The 18,542-nt window shown below is 67.3% G+C and carries 12 protein-coding genes and 1 pseudogene; 2 read left to right on the top strand and 11 right to left on the bottom strand.

Annotated features, from left to right (window positions below; genetic code table 11):
* Nucleotides 1-7: 7 nt before the first annotated feature.
* From LT948_RS21240 to LT948_RS21230, 3 genes are all read right to left on the bottom strand, one after another.
* Nucleotides 8-2,173 carry a TonB-dependent receptor family protein gene (locus tag LT948_RS21240; RefSeq protein WP_019484608.1) on the bottom strand — a complete coding sequence of 722 codons (2,166 nt, stop codon included), beginning with the start codon at nucleotides 2,171-2,173 and terminating at the stop codon, nucleotides 8-10.
* Nucleotides 2,174-2,269: 96 nt separating this feature from the next.
* Entirely contained in the window at nucleotides 2,270-3,124 is an 855-nt protein-coding gene (locus tag LT948_RS21235; protein WP_003091607.1) for an AraC family transcriptional regulator, read from the bottom strand.
* A 66-nt stretch (nucleotides 3,125-3,190) separates the two neighbouring features.
* Complete coding sequence (locus LT948_RS21230) at nucleotides 3,191-3,778, bottom strand: GNAT family N-acetyltransferase (RefSeq protein WP_003119682.1); 588 nt, start codon at nucleotides 3,776-3,778, stop codon at nucleotides 3,191-3,193.
* A 265-nt stretch (nucleotides 3,779-4,043) separates the two neighbouring features.
* On the opposite strand from LT948_RS21230, the gene LT948_RS21225 reads away from it, so the two are divergent.
* The gene (locus LT948_RS21225) at nucleotides 4,044-7,523 is read left to right on the top strand and encodes a PAS domain-containing hybrid sensor histidine kinase/response regulator (RefSeq protein WP_003091610.1); all 3,480 of its coding nucleotides are present in this window, start codon (nucleotides 4,044-4,046) and stop codon (nucleotides 7,521-7,523) included.
* Nucleotides 7,524-7,530: 7 nt separating this feature from the next.
* On the opposite strand, the gene LT948_RS21220 is transcribed toward LT948_RS21225, so the two are convergent.
* Nucleotides 7,531-11,877, bottom strand: coding sequence for a DEAD/DEAH box helicase (locus tag LT948_RS21220; protein WP_033995044.1), 4,347 nt, complete (start codon nucleotides 11,875-11,877; stop codon nucleotides 7,531-7,533).
* Between the two features lie 68 nt (nucleotides 11,878-11,945).
* A complete protein-coding gene (locus LT948_RS21215; protein ID WP_003091614.1) occupies nucleotides 11,946-12,329 on the bottom strand; it encodes a hypothetical protein in 384 nt (127 codons plus the stop codon).
* Nucleotides 12,330-12,495: 166 nt separating this feature from the next.
* Here LT948_RS21215 and LT948_RS21210 point away from each other — a divergent pair, with 166 nt between their 5' ends.
* Nucleotides 12,496-12,783, top strand: coding sequence for a hypothetical protein (locus LT948_RS21210; protein ID WP_003091615.1), 288 nt, complete (start codon nucleotides 12,496-12,498; stop codon nucleotides 12,781-12,783).
* Between the two features lie 78 nt (nucleotides 12,784-12,861).
* Here the strand turns inward: LT948_RS21210 and LT948_RS21205 are convergent, their stop codons facing one another.
* The 6 genes and pseudogenes from LT948_RS21205 to oprO all read right to left on the bottom strand — a co-directional run bounded on the left by LT948_RS21205 (nucleotide 12,862) and on the right by oprO (nucleotide 18,433).
* Nucleotides 12,862-13,191, bottom strand: coding sequence for a YnfA family protein (locus LT948_RS21205; RefSeq protein WP_003091616.1), 330 nt, complete (start codon nucleotides 13,189-13,191; stop codon nucleotides 12,862-12,864).
* Nucleotides 13,188-13,610 (bottom strand): hypothetical protein, encoded by a 423-nt coding sequence (locus tag LT948_RS21200; RefSeq protein WP_003091617.1) that lies wholly within the window; start codon nucleotides 13,608-13,610, stop codon nucleotides 13,188-13,190. Before LT948_RS21200 ends, LT948_RS21205 begins: the two co-directional genes overlap by 4 nt.
* Before the next feature lie 232 nt (nucleotides 13,611-13,842).
* Nucleotides 13,843-14,655: an SDR family oxidoreductase gene (locus LT948_RS21195; protein ID WP_003091619.1), complete on the bottom strand. Its 813-nt coding sequence runs from the start codon at nucleotides 14,653-14,655 to the stop codon at nucleotides 13,843-13,845.
* 124 nt (nucleotides 14,656-14,779) lie between these two features.
* Entirely contained in the window at nucleotides 14,780-15,079 is a 300-nt protein-coding gene (locus tag LT948_RS21190; RefSeq protein WP_003091621.1) for a hypothetical protein, read from the bottom strand.
* 168 nt (nucleotides 15,080-15,247) lie between these two features.
* Nucleotides 15,248-16,658 (bottom strand): annotated as a pseudogene (locus tag LT948_RS21185) (OprO/OprP family phosphate-selective porin).
* Between the two features lie 458 nt (nucleotides 16,659-17,116).
* Complete coding sequence (gene oprO, locus LT948_RS21180) at nucleotides 17,117-18,433, bottom strand: outer membrane porin OprO (RefSeq protein WP_003104423.1); 1,317 nt, start codon at nucleotides 18,431-18,433, stop codon at nucleotides 17,117-17,119.
* Nucleotides 18,434-18,542 lie beyond the last annotated feature (109 nt).

The following is an 18,542-nucleotide window of genomic DNA, read 5'->3' as shown; positions in this document are numbered from 1 at the left end:
CGAATATTCAGAAACCGACGCTGGCCTGCATGAACAGCGTTCGCGGCTGACCCACGTAGATTCCCGAATTGTTGTCGCTGGAGCGGGTGAAATACTGCTTGTCGAACAGGTTCTTCACCCCGAGGCCGAGCTTCAGGTTCGACGCCTGCGGGCCGAAGTCGTAGCCGACGCGGGCATTCCAGGTCACGTAGCCGGGAATGTCGCCGTACTGGCCGTCGGCGCTGGGCTCGGTGATGTAGTTGTGGGTGAAGTTGCCCTGGCTGTCGGTGCTCAGCCCTGGCGCGCGCTGCATGGACTGGGCGAAAGCGTCGAGGTTGTAGGTCCAGCGGTCGACCTCGTAGCGCACCCCGGCGGTGGCCACCTGGCGCGAGTAGAGCGGCAGGTCGCGCCCCTTGAAGGAGGGAATGTCGCCTTCGTAGGTGGCGCGGGTATAGGTGAGGCTGCCGTAGACCGACAGGCCGACCAGGCGCGGATCGAGAGCGGCGAAGTCATAGTGGCCGGAAGTCTCGATGCCCTGGTGCTTGGTGGCGCCGAGGTTGGTCCAGCCGACGTCGTTGCTGACGTACTGCAGCTCGTCGTCGAAGTCGATGTAGAACAGCGTGATCTCGCCGCCCCAACTGCCGTTGTCGTAGCGCGTGCCCAGTTCGTAGGTCTTAGCCTTCTCCGGCTCCAGGCCGGCGGCGGTATCGTTGCCGCTGCCGCCCTGGCCGAGCTGGAAGTACTGCAGGCTGCCGAACGATTCGGAGTAGTTGGCGAACAGCTTCCACTCGTCGCTCAAGTGATACATCAGGCTCAGCGCCGGCAGCGGTTCGTTGTAGTCCTTGCTGCGCTTCTTCTCCTGCACCGGCTTGCCGTTCAGGCCGAGCACCGGGCGGTCGCGCCAGTCGCTGTCGATCTTCTCGAAGCGGATGCCGGGGGTGATGGTCCAGTTGCCGACATCGATCTTGTCGTCGATGTAGAAGGCGCTGGCCTCGGTACCGCCGGTACGGTCCTGGTAGGTATGGCCGTCCGAGCCGGGACGCACGGTCGGCACATTGTCGACCAGGGCCAGTTGGCTGGCGCGCTCGTTCATCGCTTCCTTCAGGTAGCGGTAGCCGATGCCGATCTCCTGGGTGGTCGGGCCGGCGAAGAAGATCCGCGAGACCCGCGGCTCCACCGCGAACACATGGTAGTCGCGCGGGTACGAGGTGATGGTCCTGAGGTTGCGCGCGGCGATGCTGCTGCCGCGGAAACTGTCGCTGTAGTAGGTGAGCACCTCGAACTGGGTGAGGTCGTCGACCTGGCGGGTGTACTTCAGCGAGAAGTCCTTGCGCCGACCACGGAAGTTGTCCCAGTCGCGCACCGACTGGAAGGGATCGTCGTCGTACTGCGCCTGGGTCAGGCCGCCCGGCATATCGGCGTAGGCGTCGTAGTAGTGGAAGTTGGCCGCCAACTGGTCGCTGTCGGTGAGCTGCCAATGAGTCTTGAGCAGCACGTCATCGATATCGTTGTCGTTGTTGCCGTCGCGGTAGTCGGCGCCCTTCACCCCGGAATACAGCAGCGCCACGCCCAGGCCGTTGTCGGCGGTCCCGCCGAGGAACGCCTGGTTGAGCTTCTTCCAGCCGCCGTGGCCGGCATGCTCGATGGTGGTGCCGATTTCGCCGGAGAACTTCTCCGGAATCGCCCGGGTCACGAAGTTGATCACCCCGCCGACGTTCTGCGGGCCGTAGCGCACCGAGCCGGCGCCGCGCACGACGTCGATACTCTCCAGGTTGCCGATGGACAGCGGCATCATCGACAGCTGCGGCTGGCCGTAGGGCGCCACCGCCGCCGGCACGCCGTCGATCATCACCGTCGAGCGCGGCGACAGGCGTGAAGTCAGGCCACGCACCCCGACGTTCAGGGAGATGTCGCTGCCGCCGGTACCGTTGTTGTCCTGCACTTGCACGCCGGGCACCTTGCGCAGCACGTCGCGGACGTTCTGCGCACCGCTCTCGAGCATTTCCCGACGACGCACCACGCTGCGCGCGCCGGGATGGTTCTGCACCACCGCCTGGTCGGCTTCGCCCAGCCAGTCGCCGACCACGGTGACCGTGCCCAGCTCCTTGGCTTCCTCTTCGGCCTGCGCCGCCTGCATGGACACACCCAGCGCGATGGCGACGGCCAGGCGCGACAACGAACTCACGGACGACATCGAGGCTCCCCCAGGGACGCAGGAAAAAGTGGGGCGCAAAATTACGGCAAATCGTAAAGAACGTAAATACAAATGATTTGCAAATGTGAGCTTGACTTATTCGTATGTCGTCAAGGACGAGCGCGCGCAGGCCGAGCGGTATTCACCCGGTGCCACCCCGTAGGCCTGCTTGAACTGGCGACCGAGGTGGCTCTGGTCGGCGAAGCCCAGCTCCAGGGCCACCTCCAGCGGCGCCCGGCCGCTCTTGAGCAGTGCCCTGGCCTGCTCCAGGCGGCGCTGCCTGAGCCAGGCGTGGGGCGGCATGCCGGTGGCGCGACGGAAGACCCGGGCAAAATGGAACGGGGACAGATTGACCGCCGCCGCCAGTTCCTCCAGCGAAGGCGGATCGAGCAACCGCGCCGCCAGCAGTTCGCGGGCGCGGGCCACCGCCAACGGCTCCTGCCCGGCCTTCGGCGCTTCTGGCAGGCGGGCGTGGCGACGGAACAGGGCGAGCATCGTCTCGCGCCAGCGGGTCTGGGTTTCCAGGCTGCCGGCATGCTCGGCCAGCAGGCGGTGCAAGTGGACGAAGGCGCGTGCCAGGGGCTGGTCGTGGATCACGCTGTCGGCGAAACGCGGCACGCCGCCATGATGGATTTCCAGCTCGTCGAGAATCCCGTCGATCTGCTCCATTTCCGGGTAGTAGCCGCGATAGAGCCAACCGGCATCATGGGCCTTGGAGCCGGTGTGCACTTCGTCGGGGTTGATCAGCACCATGCTGCCCAGCGGGGCCAGGTGCTCGCCGCCACGATGGCGGAAGCGCTGCGCGCCCTGCTCGATGATGACCAGGGCGAAGCTGCTGTGCACGTGCGGCGCGAAGCGCTGCTCCACATAGCGCGCGTGCAGAAGTTCGACGCCGCCCAGTTCGGCGGCGCGCCAGAAATGCGTGTGTTCTCCGCTCGTCTCGTCCGGCACTGCCGTCTCCTCGTTCGCCCGTCCGGACGGGCCGCCCAGCATACCGCAGGAGCGACGGAACCGGCTTCAGCCGGTGAAGCTGGCTTCCAGCGCCGCCTTGACCTGCGGCCATTCGTGGTCGGTGATGCTGTAGACGAAGGTGTCGTCTAGCCGCCCGCCGGCCAGCCGCCGGTGGTTGCGCAGCACGCCCTCGCGCTGCGCGCCGAGCTTGTCGATGGCGCCCTGGGCGCGCAGGTTGCTCGCCGCCGTGCTGAGCTGCACGCGGACCATGCGCAGGTTGTCGAAGGCATGCTTGAGCATCAGGTACTTGATCATGCGGTTCAGGCCGCTGCCGTGCTGGGCCTGGTCGAGCCAGGTCCAGCCGATCTCGCAGGCCGGCAAGGCGGGAAGGAATTCGGCGAAGCGCGTGGTCCCGACCAGTTGCACGCCGAGGCGGACGGCGAGCGGCAACGCCCTGCCCTCGCGCTGCTCGGCGAGGCTCTGGCGGTACCAGTCCGGCCGCGTCGGTCCGTCCATGTACTGCAGCGCCTCGCGGTTGGCTTCGGCGAGGCTCACCAGCTCGGGAATGTCCGCTTCCACCAGCGGCTCGAGACGCAAGGCTCCGCGCTGCAGGGTGATCGGTAGCGGCTTGAACATGGGCGCCCTCCTCGACATCGACGCAAAACTCCGCTCCCATCAGAGCGTAGCGGCCGCGTTTAGTGCCGCAGCCGAAACCGGCTACGATGAACGGACAGCCGGCCGCCGGGGCCGTCCGCGCTCACGCAGCCCGGCACGCTACCAACTCCGCGCGTCCGGCTCAAGCATGCGTGCGACCTTGGTCGCAGGCGGCCTGACGCGCGGGCCGACAAGTGCGAAACTGGCGCGAAAGCAAGACCCCCGCCTCACGCCAGCTTCTCGCGGGGACATCATCGGAGTTCGCATGTCGCTGTCCATCGGGCTGATCGCCGTGGTCGCCCTGGTCTACATGGCCATCCTGTTCGCCATCGCCTTCTATGGCGACCGTCGCCGCACCCCGCTCTCACCCCGCCTGCGCGCCTGGGTCTACAGCCTCTCCCTGGCAGTGTACTGCACCAGTTGGACCTTCTTCGGCGCGGTCGGCCAGGCCACCGACCAGCTCTGGTCGTTCCTGCCGATCTACCTCGGACCGGTGCTGCTGATGCTGTTCGCGCCCTGGGTGCTGCAGAAGATGATCATGATCAGCAAGCAGGAGAACATCACCTCCATCGCCGACTTCATCGCCGCCCGCTACGGCAAGTCGCAGGCGCTGGCGGTGGTGGTGGCGCTGATCTGCATGGTCGGCGTGCTGCCCTACATCGCCCTGCAACTGAAAGGCATCGTCCTCGGGGTGAATCTGCTGATCGGCTCCGGCGCCGACTCCACCGGTACCCGCGCCCAGGACACGGCGCTGATCGTGTCGCTGGTGCTGGCGCTGTTCACCATCGTCTTCGGTACCCGCAGCCTGGATGTCACCGAACACCACCGCGGCATGGTCCTGGCCATCGCCTTCGAGTCGCTGGTCAAGCTCACCGCCTTCCTCGCCGTGGGCATCTTCGTCACCTTCGGCCTCTACGACGGCTTCGCCGATCTCTTCTCCCAGGCCCGCGCCGCGCCGCAGTTGGCCGACTACTGGGAAGAGACCGTGCACTGGCCGGCGATGCTGCTGCAGACCGGCGTGGCGATGACCGCGATCATGTGCCTGCCGCGGCAATTCCACGTCACCGTGGTGGAGAACATCGAGCCGCGCGACCTCAACCTGGCGCGCTGGGTGTTCCCCATCTACCTGGTGCTGGCCGCGTTGTTCGTGGTGCCGATCGCCCTCGCCGGCCAATTGCACCTGCCCGCCGGGGTAATGCCGGACTCCTTCGTCATCAGCCTGCCGCTGGCCGAGGCGCACCCGGCGCTGGCCCTGCTGGCATTCATTGGCGGCGCCTCGGCCGCCACCGGAATGGTCATCGTCGCCAGCGTCGCGCTGTCGACCATGGTCTCCAACGACATGCTCCTGCCGTGGCTGCTGCGACGCCGGGAAAAGGACACCGAACGGCCCTTCGAGGCCTTCCGTCACTGGCTGCTGACCGTACGCCGGGTGAGCATCGCGGTGATCCTGCTGCTCGCCTACGTGGCCTACCGCCTGCTCGGCTCCAGCGCCAGCCTGGCGACCATCGGCCAGATCGCCTTCGCCGCCATCGCCCAGCTCGGCCCGGCGATGATCGGCGCGCTGTACTGGAAACAGGCCAACCGCCGCGGGGTCTTCGCCGGCCTCGCCGCCGGCTCGCTGCTGTGGGCCTATACGCTGGTCCTGCCGGTGGTGGCCAAGGGCCTCGGCTGGCCGCTGGAGCGCATCCCCGGCCTGACCTGGCTGGCAAGCAATCCCTTCGGCCTGCCGATCGAGCCGCTGACCCAGGGCGTGCTGATCTCGCTGGTCGGCAACTTCGCCCTGTTCGGCCTGGTCTCGGTGCTCTCGCGCACCCGCGTGTCCGAGCACTGGCAGGCCAGCCGCTTCATCGGCCAGGAGATCTCCCAGCGGCAGAACTCGCGCTTCATGCTCGCGGTGCAGGTGGAAGACCTGCTGATGCTCGCCGCGCGTTTCGTCGGCGAGGAACGCGCGCGGCAAAGCTTCATCCGCTTCGCCTACCGCCAGGGCAAGGGCTTCACCCCGAACCAGACCGCCAACAACGAGTGGATCGCGCACACCGAGCGCCTGCTCGCCGGGGTCCTCGGCGCGTCCTCGGCGCGGGCGGTGGTGAAGGCCGCCATCGAAGGGCGCGAGATGCAGGTGGAGGACGTGGTGCGGATCGCCGACGAAGCCTCCGAGGTGCTGCAATTCAACCGCGCCCTGCTGCAGGGCGCGATCGAGAACATCACCCAGGGCATCAGCGTGGTCGACCAGTCGCTGCGCCTGGTGGCCTGGAACCACCGCTACCTGGAACTGTTCGAGTACCCGGACGGGCTGATCTACGTCGGCCGACCGATCGCCGACATCATCCGCTACAACGCCGATCGCGGCCTGTGCGGGCCCGGCGATCCGGACATGCACGTGGCCAAGCGCCTGTACTGGATGCGCCAGGGCACTCCACACACCTCCGAGCGGCTGTTCCCCAACGGCCGGGTCATCGAGCTGATCGGCAACCCGATGCCCGGCGGCGGCTTCGTCATGAGCTTCACCGATATCACCGCCTACCGCGAGGCCGAACAGGGCCTCAAGGGCGCCAACGAGTCGCTGGAACAGCGGGTCCAGGAGCGTACCCAGGAACTCTCGCAGTTGAACCAGGAACTCAGCGAGGCGAAGAGCAACGCCGAGGCCGCCAACCAGTCGAAGACCCGCTTCCTCGCCGCCGTCAGCCACGACCTGATGCAGCCGCTGAACGCCGCGCGGCTGTTCTCCGCCGCCCTCGCCCACCAGGACGCGCTGCCCGGCGAGGTCCGCGACCTGGTGCAGCACCTCGACTCATCGCTGCGTTCCGCCGAGGACCTGATCACCGACCTGCTGGACATCTCGCGCCTGGAAAGCGGCCGGGTCAGCGCCGAACGCAACCCGTTCCCGCTGAACAACCTCTACGATGCCCTCGGCGTCGAGTTCAAGGCGCTGGCCCAGGAGCAGGGCCTGCATTTCCGCCTGCGCGGCAGCCAGCTGCGGGTGGACAGCGACATCAAGCTGCTGCGGCGCATCCTGCAGAACTTCCTGACCAACGCTTTCCGCTACGCCAAGGGCCACGTGCTGCTCGGCGTGCGCCGCGAGGACGGCTGCCTGCGCCTGGAAGTCTGGGATCAGGGGCCGGGCATCCCACCGGACAAGCAGAAAGTCATCTTCGAAGAGTTCAAGCGCCTGGACAGCCACCAGACCCGCGCGGAGAAAGGCCTCGGTCTCGGCCTGGCGATCGCCGACCGGCTCTGCAAGGTCCTCGGCCATCCGCTGGAGGTACGTTCCTGGCCGGGCAAGGGCAGCGTCTTCAGCGTCCGCGTACCGCTGGCGCGGCAGGCGCCGCCGGCCCTGGCCAACGGCCACAAGGCCGAACCGGCGCAAGCGCTGAACGGCGCCCAGGTGCTCTGCGTGGACAACGAAGACAGCATCCTCGCCGGCATGAACAGCCTGCTCAGCCGCTGGGGCTGCCAGGTCTGGACCGCGCGCAGCCGCGAGGAATGCGCCACGCTGCTGGACAGCGAGATGCGCCCGCAACTGGCGTTGATCGACTATCACCTGGACGACGGCGAGACCGGTACGCAACTGATGGCCTGGCTGCGCACGCGCCTGGGCGAGCCGGTGCCGGGCGTGGTGATCAGCGCCGACGCGCGGCCGGAACTGGTGGCGGAGATCCACGCCGCCGGCCTCGACTACCTGTCCAAGCCGGTCAAGCCGGCCGCGTTGCGGGCCCTGCTCAGCCGCCATCTGAGCCTGCGCTGAGCGGGCCTCAGTGACGGCGGATCAGCAGCGCACGGATCTGCTGCGCGGTCTCGCCGTCGACTTCCGCGAGCATCCGCACCTTGCCGGCTACCAGCGCCGCCAGCGGCGCTCCGTCTCGATAGAGCAGGCGGTTGCCGGTCACCGCCGGCACCCGTTCGCCGGGTAGCAGGCCGCCGACCAGGTTCAACGGATCGACCGCCGACACCACCAGCATCGCCCCATCCGGCGGCCGCTTGCGCACCTCGCGCAACAGGCCGACCGCTTCCGCCAAGGCGAACTGCTCGCCGGCCAGGCCGGCGATGAAGCGCCCGCCGCGAATCTCGCCGCGCGCTTCCAGGCGATGGTAGACGCGCAGCAACTCGCGCCACGGCGGCAGCCAGTCGGCTTCGCGCTCCAGCAGGCGCCAGGCGACCACCCCATAGCGCCGCAGCAAGGTCCGGGCGACATGTTCGAGAACCTCCGCCGGCAAACGCTGCCCCACCTCTTCCGCCTTCGCCCGGCGCAGCGGCGCCCAGCGCCCGGCGTCCTGCATGCCGCCCGGCAGGCCGCGCGAGCGGCGCTCCTGGCGGCTGCGCTTGTCCGCCGGCATCAGCAGGGTGCGCAGCCCGGCGAAGCTGTCGGCGTTGACCCGGCCGACCGAGACCAGCTCGCCGAGGGCGTTCTCCAGCTCGCTGCGCAGCAGGTGGGCGTCCTGGCTCAGTTCGTCGAAGAACGATGCACCCTGCTCGCGCAGCACCTCCAGTACCCTGGCCGCGCGCGGCGACAGTTCCGGCTCCCGCGCGTCGCGCTGCAGGACGCTCCAGAGCCCCAGCTCGCGGCGCGGCAGGAGCACGATCGGCGCGCTGCGCAGCGGACCGCCGGCGGCCTTGCTGCGTCCGGCCAGGCGCGCCCAGACGATGCGTCCGGAACGGCACAGCTGGTCCAGCCAATGGCTGGCGTAGTCGGCCACCCGCGCTGCCAGCAGTTCGCTTTCCCAGGCGGCCGCCGCGGCCTGGAAGCCTTCCAGTTGCTCGACCACCGTAGCCAGGGACTCCGCTCCCCGGCCACGGGTGCCCGGCGCCAGGCGCTGCCAGTCGAACAGGAAGCGCATGAAATCGGCGCGCTGCACCGGCTCGATTTCCCGGCGCAGGCGCTTCACCGTATAGCGATGGATGCGCGCCAGCAGATGGCGTTCGCACCACTCCTCTTCCGTCGCGCCAGGACTGAAGCGGCCACGCAGCACATAGCCTTCGCGCTCCAGGGCGGCCAACGCGTACTGCTGGTCGGCCAGGCCGATGCCCAGGTCGGCCGCCAACTGCCCGGCCGTGCGCGGCCCGAAGCCACCCAGGCGGGCGCGGGTCAGCTCCACGGTCGCCGCTTCCGCCGAGTCCGGCGGCGGATAGCCGCGAGGCGCCTGGAAAGCGTCGGGCACCTTCGCCGCGGGATGCACCAGGCGCATCGCCGGCAGGCGCTCCGCCGCCAGCCAGAGAATGCTGCCTGCGCAGTCCAGGCGTCCGGCGCGGCGTTGCTCCGACAGTTGCGCAAGCCATTCCCCCCAGCCCGGATTGGCCTCGGCCTCGCCCGAGGTGAGGTAGCCCAGGCTGTTCAGCGCCTCATGCATCTCGTCGGCGTTGCGCGCTTCCGGCCAGGCCTCGCCACGCACCGCCTCGATCGCCTCAAGGTCCAGGGCGCCGAGATCGTCGGCGGACTCGGGATCGCTCCAGCGGCGATTCTGTACCGCCTGGGTACGCCGCTCCTCCAGCGGCGCATCGTCGAGATAGGCGTAGGGACGCGCGGTGAGTATCTCCGCCGCCAACGCCGAAGGCGCCGGCAGGTCGCGCGCCAGCAAGTCCACCGCGCCGCTCTCCATGTCGCGCAGCAGGGCCAGCCAGCCGTCGCAATCCATCGCCTCGTGCAGGCAGTCGTCAAGGGTCTGCGCCACCAGCGGGTGATCGGGCACCTCGCGCTCGCCGACGATATTCTCCAGGCACGCCACCTGGTCGGGGAACACGCTGGCCAGCAGATCCTCGCTCTTCATCCGCAGCAGTTGCGGCGGCACCTTGCGACCGCCGGTGTAGCGCGGCAAACCGAGCGAGGTGGTCAGGTTCCAGCGCCAGCGCACGCCGAACAGCGGCGCGTCGAGCACGGCCTGTACCAACAGATGCTCGGCGCTCGCCGAATGCAGGTAGCGCCAGACCTCGTCGAGGGGAAAGCTGTGGCTGGTGGACAGCGAAAGGATGATCGCGTCCTCGGTGGCCGCCGCCTGCAGCTCGAAGTTGAAGCTGCGGCAGAAACGCTTGCGCAGCGCCAGGCCCCAGGCGCGGTTGAGGCGGCTGCCGTGAGGACTGTGGATGATCAGTTGCATGCCGCCGGATTCGTCGAAGAAGCGTTCCATCACCAGCCGCCGGCTCCCGGGCAGGCCACCCAGGGCCTGGCGGGCGCGGGCCAGGTACTCGACGATCTGCCGCGCGGCGCCATCGTCCAGCCCGAGGGTGACGCCGAGCCAGGCGATGGCTGGCTCCAGCCGCTGCCCTTCCGGCAATGCCTGGCCTTCGCCGAGCAGCTCGTCGAGGGTGTCGCGCAGGCGCGCCACGCTGGCCGACAGCTCGTCGCTGCGCCCCGGCGCCTCACCCAGCCAGAACGGAATGTTCGGCGGCTGGCCCTGGGCGTCCTCGACCCGCACCCGTCCCGGCTCGATGCGGATGATCCGGTACGAGGTGTTGCCCAGCTGGAACACGTCGCCGGCCAGGCTCTCCACCGCGAAATCTTCGTTGACCGTCCCCACCAGCAGGCCCTGCGGCTCCAGCAGCACGCTGTAGTCGCCGGTATCGGGAATGGTCCCGCCCGAGGTCAGCGCGGTCAGCCGCGCGCCACGGCGGCCACGGAGCAGGCCGTTGAGCGCATCGCGATGGAGATAGGCGCCGCGCACGCCGAGGCGTGAGTGGTAGCCCTCGGCAAGCATCCGCAGGACTTCGTCGAAGCGCTCGCGCTCCAGCCCGGCGTAGGGCTCGGCGCGGATCACCAGGCGATAGAGGTCGTCCTCGCGCCACTCCTGGCAGGCCACTTCGGCGACGATCTGCTGCGCCAGCACGTCCAGCGGCTGGCGCGGCAGCACCAGGCTGTCCAGCTCGCCACGGCGCACGCTGTCGAGCAGCGCCGCGCATTCCACCAGGTCGTCGCGGGAGGTCGGGAACAACCGGCCCTTGGGGGTGCCGCCGACGCTGTGCCCGGAACGCCCGACCCGTTGCAGGAAGGCGGCGATGGAGCGCGGCGACGACAACTGGCAGACCAGCTCGACGTCGCCGATATCGATGCCCAGCTCCAGCGAGGCGGTCGCCACCAGTACCTTCAATTGCCCGGCCTTGAGGCGCTGCTCGGCATCCAGGCGCAGCTCCTTGGCCAGGCTGCCGTGGTGGGCCGCCACCTGGCGGCTGCCGAGGCGTTCGGCGAGGAAGCGGGTGACCCGCTCGGCCATGCGCCGGGTGTTGACGAACACCAGGGTGGTGCGGTGCTCGCCGGCCAGGTGCGCCAGGCGGTCGTAGACCAGCTCCCAGGTGTCGTTGGACATCACCGCTTCCAGCGCCACCGGCGGTACCTCGATGCCCAGGTCGCGGGGGCGCGTATAGCCGATGTCGACGATCCGGCAGGCCGGATCGCGCGGATTGCCGCTGGCACCGACGAGGAAGCGCGCGACCTTCTCGATCGGCTTCTGCGTGGCGGACAGCCCGATCCGCAGCAGCGGTCGCGGACACAGCTCCTGCAGGCGCTCCAGCGACAGCGCCAGGTGGCTGCCGCGCTTGCTGCCGGCCAGGGCATGGATCTCGTCGACGATCACGCTGCGCACCCCGGCGAGCATCTGCCGGCCCGACTCCGAGCCGAGCAGGATGTACAGCGATTCGGGCGTGGTGACCAGGATGTGCGGCGGGCGCTTGCGCATCGCTCCGCGTTCGAACTGCGGCGTATCGCCGGTGCGCACCGCGCTACGGATATCGACGTCGGGCAGGCCGAGACGCGCCAGTTCTTCGCGGATGCCGGCCAGCGGTTGCTCCAGGTTGATGCGGATGTCGTTGGACAGCGCTTTCAGCGGCGAGACATAGACTACCTGGGTGGCATCCGCCAGCTCGCCGCCGGCGGCCAGCCCCTCTACCACCAGGGCATCGATGGCGGCGAGGAAGGCGGTCAGGGTCTTGCCCGAACCGGTGGGCGCGGCGACCAGGGTCGAAAGCCCCTCGCGGATCGCCGGCCAGGCCTCGACCTGGGCCGGCGTGGGCGCGGCGAAGTGGCGTTCGAACCACTGGCGGACGGCGGGATGGAACTCCGCCAGGGGCCGCGGAGCCGGCTCGGCGCGGCGGGCGGAAGAGGATGAAATAGGCATCATGCTCCGCACTATGGTGGCGCCGCGGGCGACTCACAAGCCCCGCCGATCGCCCGTCGGGCGCAGTTTCAGAGCCCGGCGACGAAACGGTCGAAGCGCTCGGCGTGCAGCGCTTCGCTGCCGTTCTCCTCGAGCAGCCGGCGAGCCTCGGCGGCCTTCGGCGTCTCGCCGCCGATCAGGCCGAGCAGGCGCTCGCCGCGCGGCGTGAGGACGAAGTTCTCGCCATTGCCGCCCTGCTCTTCCGGACGCGGCTCGATGAAGCCGCCCTCCAGCAGGATCGCCTCGTAGTCGGCGGCCTTCTGCTTCAACGCATCCATGTCGCCGACCCGCTGCCCGGCCTGGGAGCGTTCCTCGGCCAGGCGTTCGGCATGGGCGCGCGGGGCGAAGTTCTCATGGGCGGACTGCCGGACCTCCAGCAGCAACCGTTCGACCAGATCCCAATCGTGAGTCATGGCATACCTCCTGCGGCATAAGCGACGAGGGTCCTTCGCACCCTCTCTATGCGTGCGACCCGCAACCCGCCGCGAGGGTTCGAATCGGTCGCCGTCCGGCGTTGCGGCTGAACTTTGTCGGCTCGACCGGGCTCCACCGCTCAGGACCACCCCACAGGAGTACGCCATGAAACCGCTTTTCGCCCTCGCCAGCGCCTGCGCCCTGCTGGTCGCCACGCCGGTCTTCGCCTGTTCCGAAGCGGAGGCGGAAAAGATGGGCAAGGAAGTCGCCACCAAGGTCGCCTCGATCACCCAGAAGAACCCGCAACGGGCCAGGGAACTCAACGAGCAGTTGCGCCAGCGCCAGGAAGCCCGCTCGGAACAGAACCGGCCGAGCGATTGCGATGCCTACGCGCAGATGCTCAAGGAACTGGATCAGGAAAAAGGTGACGTACAGCGCAACACTTCGCAGTGATCCGCCGGTTCGGGGTGCGGCGGCCCGGGACGGCGGGGTCCGACGCCCGTGACGGGCGCGCCGCCCACCCCGCCTGAGTCACTGCGACAGGCGCGGGCCGAACAGCACGACGCTGGCACCGACCACGCACAAGGCCACGCCCAGCCAGTCGCTCCATAGCGGCCGCGAGCGCTCGACGAAAGCCAGCCAGAACAGCGACGCGGCGACGTAGATGCCGCCATAGGCGGCATAGGCGCGGCCGGCGTAGCTGGCCTCCACGCGGGTCAGCAGCAAGGCGAACAGGGTCAGGCTGAGCAGGCCGGGCAGCACCCACAGGGCGCTCTTGCCCAGCCGCAGCCAGAGATAGAAGGCGTAGCAGCCGGCGATCTCGCAGAACGCCGCGAGGACGAACCAGAGGTAGTTGATCACCGCCGCCCGCCCTCCCGCTCCCAGGCGCAGCGGACCTGCAGGTCGCTCTCCTGGGGGGTATGGAAGCCACGCTCGGACTCCCAGCGAAAGGTATGGCTGCCGTTCACTTCGGTCTCCAGGTGGACCACCGCGCTGGCCCAGTAGAGGCGCCTGAGCAACGCCTCGAACTGCTCGACCCACAGGCTCCACTCGTACTCGATGGCCTGGTAGCTGGCACCGAAGTGGATGATCTGGGTCTGGTAGAGCCCGGCCCCGGACTGCTCGCAGCGGCTGAACATCTCGCGTCCGAGGAACGGCCAGGCCTCGCCGCCCGGCAGGCTGTCCAGCACGCGGCGGTTGGCGGCACGGCGCATGCGCCGTTCCATCGAATCGCCCGGCCAGTCGCGGATGCAGCCATAGACGATGGATTCAGACTCCACAGGGGTACTCCAGAACAGAACGGACTCGCAGAGGCAGCCTTCTAGCACAGGGCGCGAGGCCGGAAAAGCAAAAAGCCTCGCAAATGAGCGAGGCTTCTTGTGGGGTCCAACGTACTTCGGCAGGCAGGCCGGTGATTCAAGCTACTCGATCGCACCGCCTTGGGCAAGCACTATCTGCGCCGCACCGCAATGGTGCAAAGCCGCGCCCCTGCTGGCCTGCAGCCATTTCCCCTCAGGCCTGGCGCTGACGCTTGGCCTGCATCTTGCCGGCCATCGCGGTCATCTCGTCATAGATCGCCTGGGGGTTCTGCTGCTTGATCCTCCAGGCCATCCGCGCCTGCTCGTGGGGCAGGATCAGGAAACTGCCCTTGGCCACTTCGGCGTGGATGTAGTCGGCGATGTCGGCGGCGCTGATCGGCGAACTCTCCAGCAACTTGCCGACCTGGTGCTTCATCTCGGGGCTCGGGCCGCGGAAAGAGTCCAGCAGGTTGGTCTGGAAGAACGAAGGACAGACCACATGGACGCCGACCTCGACCAGCGCCAGCTCTACCAGCAGGCTTTCCGAAAGCGCCACCACCCCGGCCTTGGCCACGTTGTAGTTGCTCATCGCCGGGCCCTGCATCAACGCCGCCATCGAGGCGATGTTGACGATCTTGCCCTTGCTTCGCTCCAGCAACGGCAGGAAGGCCTTGCAGCCCTTGACCACGCCCATCAGGTTGATCGCGATCTGCCAGTCCCAGTCCTCCAGGGACAGCTCGCCGAAGAAACCGCCGGAGGCGACCCCGGCGTTGTTGACGATGACGTCGATGCCGCCGAACTTCTCCTCGCAGCTCTGCGCCAGCGCGGTCAGTTGACTGTAGTCGCGTACGTCGCAACGCTGGGTGAAGCCATCGCCACCCGCCTCGCGCACCAGTTTCAGGCTTTCCGCCAGGCCGGCTTCGTTGACGTCGGCCAGCGCCAGGCGCCAGCCGTCACGCGCCCAGCGCAGGGCGATTTCGCGCCCCAGCCCGGAGCCGGCACCGGTGATCATCATGCGGTTTTGCATAGGGGTCCTGCCTTCCTGTTCGTGTGATGAAGGCCAGTGTAACCAAGGGTTTCAGCGGCCTCCGGCTAAATCAGGAAGCTGAATGCCTCGGGCAAACCCGGACATGCCGGGCCGCGCGAGGGGCTCAGGCGAGCAGCAGGACGCAGAGCTTGCCCAGGACCAGGGCGATGCCGCAGGAAACCAGCAGGTAGGAGGCGCCATCGAGACGCCGGCGGTACAACTGGGCGAAGGAACCCACGTGATGCTGCAGGACGAACATTCCCAGTGCCACCAGGATCGCCGGGATCAGGAAGACGAATTGCCAGAAGTGTTCGACCGCCAGCGTCGCTTCGCCGTCGTCCGCGAGCAGCAGGGCGCCCCCCAGCAACTGGCCCAGCAATAGCAGCCCCCCGACGCCAATACAGGCACGTCCCCAGCCGATCATCAGTCCCTCCCAGAGCGTTTCCGAGGGACCAGCATAGCCAGATGCCGCCATGCGATCTGTGCCCTGGGTCAAGCTGGGCGGCCCGCCCGGACATCCACCAGGCAATTTCATGACGCGGGTAACATCCTGCGGAAACGAGCCCCGCCCGCCGGACGGGGCCCGACCGCCTCAGAACACGTACTGCAGGCGCATCACCAGGCCATCGCCGCTATCGTCGCCGTTGGCATTGCTGATCTTGTCGGTCTTCGCCTTGACGTAGTTGGCGGAGACCTTCACCGCCTCGTTGGCGTACCAGTTGACGCCCAGGGTATGGGTCTTGCCCTTGGCGTCGCCGACCTCGCGGGTGGCGCTGTCGACGACGATGTTGTCATCCTCGACCTTGATCGAGTCGTAGCGGTAGAACAGCTCCCAGGCGCCGATTTCCTTGTTCTCCGGCTTGATGGTGTCGAACTTGGCGCCGTCCAGCTTGTAGAGGCGCGGCTCGCCGGTGAGGGTGTAGGCCAGTTGCGCGTAATAGCCGGAGGCCTTGAGATCCTCGCGGTCGCGCTCGGCCTTGACCGTGCGCCGCAGGTACTCGGCCTGGGCCGAGAAGGCACCCAGCGCCCAGGCGCCTTCCAGGCCCCAGACCGAGTCGTCCTTCCACAGCCCCTCGACTGCCGAACTGCCGCCGAACAGGCCACGGTTGCCATTGCTGCCGGCATCGTTGCCGCCATTGGTGGAGACGCCGCGCATGCCCATGCGCGGGCGGATCCGGGTATCCACCGCGCTGTCCTCCAGGTCGCGATAGGCGTATTGCAGGCCCAGGTGCACCACGTTGCCCGGCTCGTGCAGCGGCGCGAACACGCCGCGCAGGTTGTAGCGCTTGACGCTGTCGCCGTCGGTATCGTTGTTGTTCTCGCTGAACACGCTGCCCGAGAGGAAGGCCATGCCGCCCACCACCGAGCTGGCCTGGATACCGGTACCGACGTTGTCGTTGACCCAGTCGGCGATGTCGTAGGTGAGGTTGCGCTCCAGCGCGGTGACCCATTTGGAGCTGGTGGCCTTTTCCAGGCCGAAGTCGGTGTAGAAGCGGCCGAACTTCAGGTTGACCGGATTGAAGCCGGTATAGGTGACCGAGGCTTCGTCGAAGTAGCCGGCGCTGTCGTTGCCGACGTTGCGCGACAGGTCGTAGTTGATCTGGTACTTCCAGTCACGGTAGACGGTGCCGCCGAATTCCAGGTAGGCGCGGCGGAAGTAGGCGGCATCGGCGGTATTGCCGTTGTTCGTGTAGTAGCCGTCGAAGCGGCCGTAGTCGGCCTGCAGGCGGCCGCCGNCGGCGGAAGTAGGCGGCATCGGCGGTATTGCCGTTGTTCGTGTAGTAGCCGTCGAAGCGGCCGTAGTCGGCCTGCAGGCGGCCGCCGAGCTTGAAGCTGAATTCCTTGTCGGTGGTGGCGACTTCGAGGCCGCCCTTGGTCTTGATCACGATGTCGGCACCGTCGGTGGTCACGGTCCCGGCCAGGCTCTGCGCGGAAATCGCCAGGCCCAGCAAACTCCAGGCAACACTGCTCCCCACCCCTTTGCACGAGTGTCTGCGAATCATCAGGTAAGTCCCCTGTTCGGATTTCGAATGGTCTTGAGCAGCGCGGAAACGGCCGGTTCTGTCGCCGGCCGGCGCTGCTGGAGGGGGATCATCTGGATGGGTTGTGACAGCGAGACTGCAAAGCGCGAAAGCTTTTGTGACAGGCAGCCGGATAGCGCCTGGAAGAGGCCGCCGGATAAGGGCGCAGGCCTAGAGGCATCAGGTCCGGGCGACAGATGTAACAGCTTGTTTCATATATTGCGGCAACCTTGCGAAGATTGCATGACTGCAATGAAACTCAAGAGTTTCTGCCGATAACCGTCTGGCTTTCGGATATTCCTGCCAGTACCTGCGGGTGGACCTGTAACGAAAGAAAGACCCGGTTGCAGGCTGCCAACATCGCCACAACCGGGTAAGGAAGCGATTAAAAAGACCTCGCCGGAGCGAGGCCGAAAACAGGAGCAGATCGTTGTCGCTTCTTAGAACACGTACTGCAAACGGGTCACGAAGCCGTCGCCGTCATCGTCGCCATTGTTGTTGGTGATCTTGTCGGTCTTCGCCTTGACGTAGGCCGCGCTGATCTTCACCGCATCGTTGACGTACCAGTTCACACCCAGGTTGTGGGCCTTGGCCTTGGTGTCGCCGACTTCGCGAGTGGCGGTATCGGCGACGACGTTGTCGTCTTCCACCTTGATGTTGTCGTAGCGGTAGAACACTTCCCAGGCGCCGATTTCCTTGTTTTCCGGCTTGACGGAGTCGAACTTGGCGCCCTCCAGCTTGTACTGGCGGGACTCGCCGGTCAGGGTGTAGGCCAGTTGTGCGTAATAACCCTTGGCTTTGATGTCCTTGTAGGCGTTGTCATCGGCCTTCAGCTTGCGTGCCAGGTATTCGGCCTGGGCCGAGAACGGGCCCATCGCCCAGGCGCCTTCCAGGCCCCAGACGCTGTCGTCCTTGTAGGAACCGGCCGGCGAGTTGGAGACACCGCCGAAGGTCGCGCGGTTGCCGTTGTCACCGGCGTCGTTGCCGCCGCTGGTGGCGATGCCGCGCATGCCCAGGCGCGGACGGATGCGCGAGTCGAAGGCGGTGTCGTCGAGGTCGCGGTAGGCATAGTTCACGCCGACATGCAGAACATTGCCGGCTTCGTGCATCGGCGCGAACACGCCGCGGAAGTTGAACTGCTTGACGCTGTCGCCGTCGCTGTCGTCGGCGTCCTTGGCGGATACGCCGGCGGACAGGTAGGCCATGTCGGCGAGGGTCGAGTTGACCTGGGCGCCCATGCCGTCCTGGTGGGTGTTGATCCAGTCGGCCAGTTCGTAGGCGGCGTTACGCTCGGGAGCGGTCACCCACTTGGAGCTGGTGGCCTTTTCCAGGCCGAAGTCGGGGTCGAAGCGACCGAACTTCAGGTTGACCGGGTTGAAGCCGGTGTAAGTGACCGAAGCTTCGTCGAAATAGCCGTTGTCGGAGCTGCCGGTGTTGTGCGACAGGTCGAAGTTGATCTGGTATTTCCAGTCCTTGTACGCGGTGCCGCCGAGTTCGATGAAGGCGCGGCGGAAGTAGGCGGCGTCGGCGGTGTTGCCATTCTTGGTATAGAAACCGTCGAAACGGCTGTAGTCGGCCTGCAGGCGACCGCCCAGCTTGAAGCTGAATTCCTTGTCGGTGGTGGCGACTTCGAGGCCGCCCTTGGTCTTGATCACGATATCGGCGCCGTCGGTGGTCACGGTGCCGGCGAACGCCTGGGCAGATACGGCCAGAGCCAGAGCGCTGGCAACGAAGCCGAGCGAGTGCTTACGGATCATCGAAGATTTCCCCTTAATGGTGTGTGCATTGGCAACACGCGAGTGCCTGGCTACAGCGCGCCCCTTGTTCCGCGCTGGCCGTAAGGCGGCCCCTTTGTGTTGGGGGGAA

Origin of the sequence: Pseudomonas sp. CP-1 (assembly GCF_021213715.1) — a bacterium.
Taxonomy (GTDB): domain Bacteria; phylum Pseudomonadota; class Gammaproteobacteria; order Pseudomonadales; family Pseudomonadaceae; genus Pseudomonas; species Pseudomonas aeruginosa.
The sequence above is the reverse complement of the archived record's forward strand: the minus strand, read 5'-3'. Positions and strand labels throughout refer to the sequence as shown.